Annotated in this window: 5 protein-coding genes; 1 reads left to right on the top strand and 4 read right to left on the bottom strand. The window is 58.9% G+C overall.

What is annotated here, in order from left to right; translation table 11 throughout:
• Window positions 1-247: 247 nt before the first annotated feature.
• The 4 genes from RLDS_RS31285 to RLDS_RS31270 all read right to left on the bottom strand — a co-directional run bounded on the left by RLDS_RS31285 (window position 248) and on the right by RLDS_RS31270 (window position 4208).
• Window positions 248-1129, bottom strand: coding sequence for an MBL fold metallo-hydrolase (locus tag RLDS_RS31285; protein ID WP_021224462.1), 882 nt, complete (start codon window positions 1127-1129; stop codon window positions 248-250).
• Between the two features lie 75 nt (window positions 1130-1204).
• Window positions 1205-2632, bottom strand: coding sequence for a sodium:solute symporter family protein (locus RLDS_RS31280; RefSeq protein ID WP_020818763.1), 1428 nt, complete (start codon window positions 2630-2632; stop codon window positions 1205-1207).
• 98 nt (window positions 2633-2730) lie between these two features.
• Window positions 2731-3897, bottom strand: a complete 1167-nt coding sequence (locus tag RLDS_RS31275) for a muconate cycloisomerase family protein (RefSeq protein WP_020818764.1) — start codon at window positions 3895-3897, stop codon at window positions 2731-2733.
• Complete coding sequence (locus RLDS_RS31270; RefSeq protein WP_021222966.1) at window positions 3894-4208, bottom strand: muconolactone Delta-isomerase; 315 nt, start codon at window positions 4206-4208, stop codon at window positions 3894-3896. Before RLDS_RS31270 ends, RLDS_RS31275 begins: the two co-directional genes overlap by 4 nt.
• 155 nt (window positions 4209-4363) lie before the next feature.
• Between RLDS_RS31270 and RLDS_RS31265 the strand changes: the two genes are divergently transcribed.
• Window positions 4364-4841 (top strand): LysR family transcriptional regulator (locus RLDS_RS31265; RefSeq protein ID WP_021224461.1); only part of this gene is annotated, 478 nt, incomplete at its 3' end.

Raw genomic sequence — 4841 nt, 5'->3', positions numbered from 1 at the left:
TGGCCATACCGAAATCGTATCGCCTTCTGGAGTGACATAAACGCCCCCTGGGCGGATAATCGTGCCCGGGTCAACGTTCCCTCATCATGTCGATCAAAGTCTTCGCAAGTAGAGTGGCGCGATCGGACCACAGCGCGTTTACCGATGATGCGGAGACAATGCCCGCACAGTGCAGGAACGCGCTCTGTCGGCATTCTGCCCGCGCCGACGCCAGCGACGCCGCTATCAACTTTTGACCATATTGTGCTCAGACTTTGTCGCAGGAAAAAGCAAAGCCGCCCGCCCGCTCACTGACGCGGCCAACATGGGGTCGCCCAAAATGCGCCGGCAAAAGCAAGCCGTTCGAGCATGCACATTGTTCGAGGACGGCCTGCCGCGATTGCCGAGCAAGCTCGGGATCGGCGCAGAAACGGCTGTTGAGATGTGGTTCGTAGATCTGCACCGGCTGATGCATCGTGTCCGCCGAGAAGATCGCCGTCTCGCCGCCGCTTCGAAGCACCAATATGCAATGGCCCGGCGAATGCCCCGGCGCTGCCTCGATCGTCAGCTCGTCCGTCAGCTGAAAGGGAGGATCGATCAACTCTGCCAACCCCGCGTCCAGGATCGGCCTGACGCTGTCCTCGAATACGTTGTCGTTGATCGGGAGTTTCCCTCCCTCTCCGCTGCGCGTATCCCAGAATTCGCACTCACGCCTCGAAAGGATGTATTTCGCCTGCGGAAACGTTGGCACCCAGCGTCCATCGAGTAGGCGTGTGTTCCAGCCGACATGATCGAGATGAAGATGCGTGCACAGGACGTGCGTGACGTCCTCAGGACGTATGCCGGCGCTTTGCAGTCGCTCCAGATAAGAACTACGCAACATGTTGAACCGTTCGAACGATGGCCGGCTCTTGTCGTTGCCAGCGCAGGTGTCGACCACAATCAAATGATGCTTCGTGCGGATCACCCAGCTATGGATCGATGACATGAACTTGCCAGCCCCCCGGTCATAGAAGTGAGGCTCCATCCACCCATACTGCTCCAGATACTCTGGCCGCCACTCCGGGAACAGGAAAGCAGGCTCGAAACTGGGTGCAAGGCTCTCCTCAACTCGCGTGATTTCGACGGCGCCGACAACGATCTTTTTCATTTCCAACTGCCTCACGTTATTCCTGACGGCCACCCACGCCGCTCAGACGGACTGGCGCGGCATCCCGGTTTTGATTCATTCGGTGTTCGCCACAACCTGCTGTTCGGGTAAGGGTCCGTTTCCTGTCACAATCGGGGCGGTTCGCCGCGAAGTCAGATGAAACAGGCCCATAACGATTACCGGGCATGCAAGCGCGACGTACGCGTTGTCGATGCCGTACGGATCGCCGAGCATGTACCAGACCACGGTCGCTGGGAGGGTCACGATGATCCCGATGAATGCGCCACTCCCGTTGCTGAAGCTTGGAGCATAGAAAGCCAGCAGCACGAGAACGGCCAGCGCCGCACGGAGCCCCTTTCCAAGGTAAGCAATGTGGAGAACGTTGTTCGCGCCGAGTGCGATGACAACTGGCAAGAGGCCAACGATAATCGTGGCGACCTTGAGGAACCGGACGGATCGCCTCTCATCCCTTTCCTTGTTGAATAGCGGTTCGAAGAAATCTTTCATCAGCAACGTCGCTGCGCCAATGCTAACAGCCGAAATCGTTCCGAACAGCGAGGCCGCCAAGCCTGCCACGACGATACCAGCGCTCAGACGGTCCATATCGGCTATGAGGCTCGGAAACGCTTGCAGAGGATTGATGCCCGGATGCAAAGCCGCCGACGCCATCCCGACGGCTGCCGTCAGGATTCCGAAAGGCACCATCGCCGCGGCGCAATAGAAACACGCTTTCTGGGCAGCTCGTACATTGGGCACAGTGTAAAGCGCCTGGATGACGTGCTGGGTCGCAAAAATCGAGCCGATCCCGGCGATCATCCAGGCCCCGATCTGGGACCAACCGACGGCGTCCCAGACAAACATTTCTGGACGGAGCTTCGTGGCGAGGGCCGTCACGCCTCCGGTCAACGAAAGCCCGTAGATCATCGCGATCACGATGCCGAGATATTTGATCGATGCGTGCAAAACGTTGGTGTAGACCACCGAGCGCATGCCACCGACACTGACATAGCCGACTGAAAGCACGCCGACCACGATGACCGCGGTCGGCTTGCCGATCGCGAGAATTCCGGAAAGCACCGCGCCGCCACTCGCATAGATCGACACCGCGATAATTTCGAGCGCGCAGATCGTCAGTACGGAGGCCGCGATACGTGTGTTCTGGCCGTAACGCGAGGCGAGCACACCTGAGATCGTGTTAAGTCCGAGCTCCTTATACTTGCGTGCCAGGATCAGACCCAAGAGGACAAATCCCAGCGCCAACGCAAACACGTTCCATGCAGCCGAAATCCCTTTTGAATAGCCGAGCTGCGCGGTGCCTACACTCACCGCCGTGCCGATAAACTCCGACACCATCAAGAACCCGATTATGATGGCGGGAAACTGACGCCCGCCTTCGGTGTAGCCCGCAGCGGTGATTGCCGAGCGGCGCACATAAGCTGCAATCAGCCCGACGGCGGCCATATAAATGAGTGTGATCCCGATCGTCGAAACCTGGAATGACATGGCCCCTCCCCATTATGTTTTTGGCTTAGAAAGCAGAAAGCCGATCGGCGAAGGCTTACTCGCCGATCGGGGGGCTCTTTATGTGGTCTGCTCGTCGCTCACTTGCGGCGATAATGCTCGAACTTGTCGCGATCGAGCGTCATGCCGATGCCTGGCCTTGTCGGTACGAAAACGTGAAAGTCCCTGTAGACCAGGGGTTCGGTGACGATTTCGTCAGCAAGCCAGATGCCTCCGATGAACTCGGAGCCGAACGTGACACTGCGCTCGGCCGCTGCGACCTGCAGGCCGGCAGACGTGCCGATCGAGCTTTCAAGGAAAGTACCGCCATAGCTCGCAATGCCAGCGGCCTCGGCAATGCCGGCGATCTGCCTGCACGCAGTCAGGCCGCCCGACTTCATTACCTTGTAGGCGAAGACGTCCACCGCAGCGCTGCCCGCGAGCCGCATCGCATCCTGAAGCGTGCAGACGCTCTCGTCCGCCATGACCTTGATGCCGAAGCGTTCGCGGATCCGCTTCAAACCGTCGAAATTCCAGCCCTGTACCGGCTGTTCGAGCAGGCTGATTCCGCCATCGATCAGCGCCGGAATCCACCGATTGGCGGTCGTCTCATCCCACACCTGGTTGAGATCGATTCTCACCTCCGCGCGGCCTGCCAGCGCCTTGGCGACTTTTACGGCACGCTCGACGTCTGCCTGAGGCGGCTTTGCCCCACCTTTGAGCTTGAATACCTTCGCGGCCTTGCGGGCGATCATGTCCTCGGCTTCGGCGATGTCGGTATCCGCCTCGCCGGTCGCCAGGGCCCAACTGATCTCGCTGCTGTCGCGAACCATGCCCCCGAACAAGGCGTGGACGGGTGCGTTAAGCGCTTTGCCAACGATGTCCCACAAAGCGATGTCGACCGCCGCCTTGGCAAAATAGTTTGCGAACGCGACCTTGTTCATCAGACCGTGGAGCGCCGTGACGTCACCCGCACTCTGTCCGACGATCGCCGGCGCCAGATAGGTGTCGATCATCACCTTCATCGTCTCGATGCTATCGCCGCTCCACCATGGTCCACCGGGCGTAGCTCCTTCGCCGAGCCCCGTGATGCCGCTTTCAGTCTCGATCTCGACGATCAGGAATGCCTGCGAGCTGATCTTTGCCTTGGCGAACTGGTGCGCCCTGCGGATCGGCAAATCGACGATCGTGGTTTTGACGGCGCGGATGCGCAAGGCGTCCTTTGCCAAGTTAGTCGTGGCGACGATCGGAGAAACCATCTCGTTCATGCTCTGCCCTCCTTCAGGAGTGGATTGTCGGCGGGGTTGATCGATGAGGGATGCGGCACGAGCGGCGTCACCTCTACACTTAAGAATGGAAAGAAAGGCAGGCTGCTGATTGCCGAGTGAAGCTGCTCGACGCTATCGACCTCGAAAATCGAGACGTTCGCGTACGCCCCCGCTACTCGCCAGATGTGCTTCCAGATCCCCTCACGTTGAAGTCGGATCCCGACTTCCTTCTCTTCAGCTTTCAGTCTCTCGAATTCTTCCGGCGGCATGCCATAAGGCGGAGAGACCACCATTCGCACTAGATAAAACATTTCAATACCTGCCCGTGTTCTCGTTTCTATTCGGCAATCGTCACAACATCTCGTGCGCAATTGATTGCTGACGGGCACTATCGAAAGCCAGGCTCTTTCTGTAAAATACTATATGAGGCGCTCAGCGATACCTTTTCGGAATGACTGGAGTTACGATGGAATTGAGACAGTTGCGCTATTTCATTGCAGTCGCCGAAGAGGGCAGTTTTGGCGGCGCGGCGCAGCGCGTCCACGTCACACAGCCCCCTGTTACCCGACAGATTCATGCGCTTGAGCAAGAGCTGAAGGTCACGCTTTTCGTGCGCACGCCGAGGGGGGCAATTCTCACTGAAGCCGGCCGCGTCTTTCTCGAAGAGGCCCGCGAGATCATTGAGCGGTCGCGCCGCGCTGGTGAACGCAGCCGCGCGGCCGACCGCGGCGAGATCGGCCGCCTCACCGTCGCGTTCTTTGGCTCGTCCATCTATCAAGCCGTGCCTATGATTTTGCGCCGCTTCCGTGCCCAAGTCCCGCTTGCGCAAATCGTCCTCGTCAGCATGGGAAAGGATCGCCAGCAGGAAGCTCTTCGTTCCGGAGCGATCGACATCGGATTTAGCCGCTATTTCAATCCCGCACCTGACATTGAGGTCATGACGG

The sequence above is a fragment of the Sphingobium lactosutens DS20 genome (assembly GCF_000445105.1).
Lineage (GTDB): Bacteria > Pseudomonadota > Alphaproteobacteria > Sphingomonadales > Sphingomonadaceae > Sphingobium > Sphingobium lactosutens.
The sequence above is the reverse complement of the archived record's forward strand: the minus strand, read 5'-3'. Positions and strand labels throughout refer to the sequence as shown.

What these genes read in the sequence shown, in the direction of transcription:
- RLDS_RS31285 (WP_021224462.1), bottom strand. Translation starts at nt 1,129, where the DNA reads ATGAAAAAGATCGTTGTCGGCGCCGTCGAAATCACGCGAGTTGAGGAG.
- RLDS_RS31280 (WP_020818763.1), bottom strand. Translation starts at nt 2,632, where the DNA reads ATGTCATTCCAGGTTTCGACGATCGGGATCACACTCATTTATATGGCC.
- RLDS_RS31275 (WP_020818764.1), bottom strand. Translation starts at nt 3,897, where the DNA reads ATGAACGAGATGGTTTCTCCGATCGTCGCCACGACTAACTTGGCAAAG.
- RLDS_RS31270 (WP_021222966.1), bottom strand. Translation starts at nt 4,208, where the DNA reads ATGTTTTATCTAGTGCGAATGGTGGTCTCTCCGCCTTATGGCATGCCG.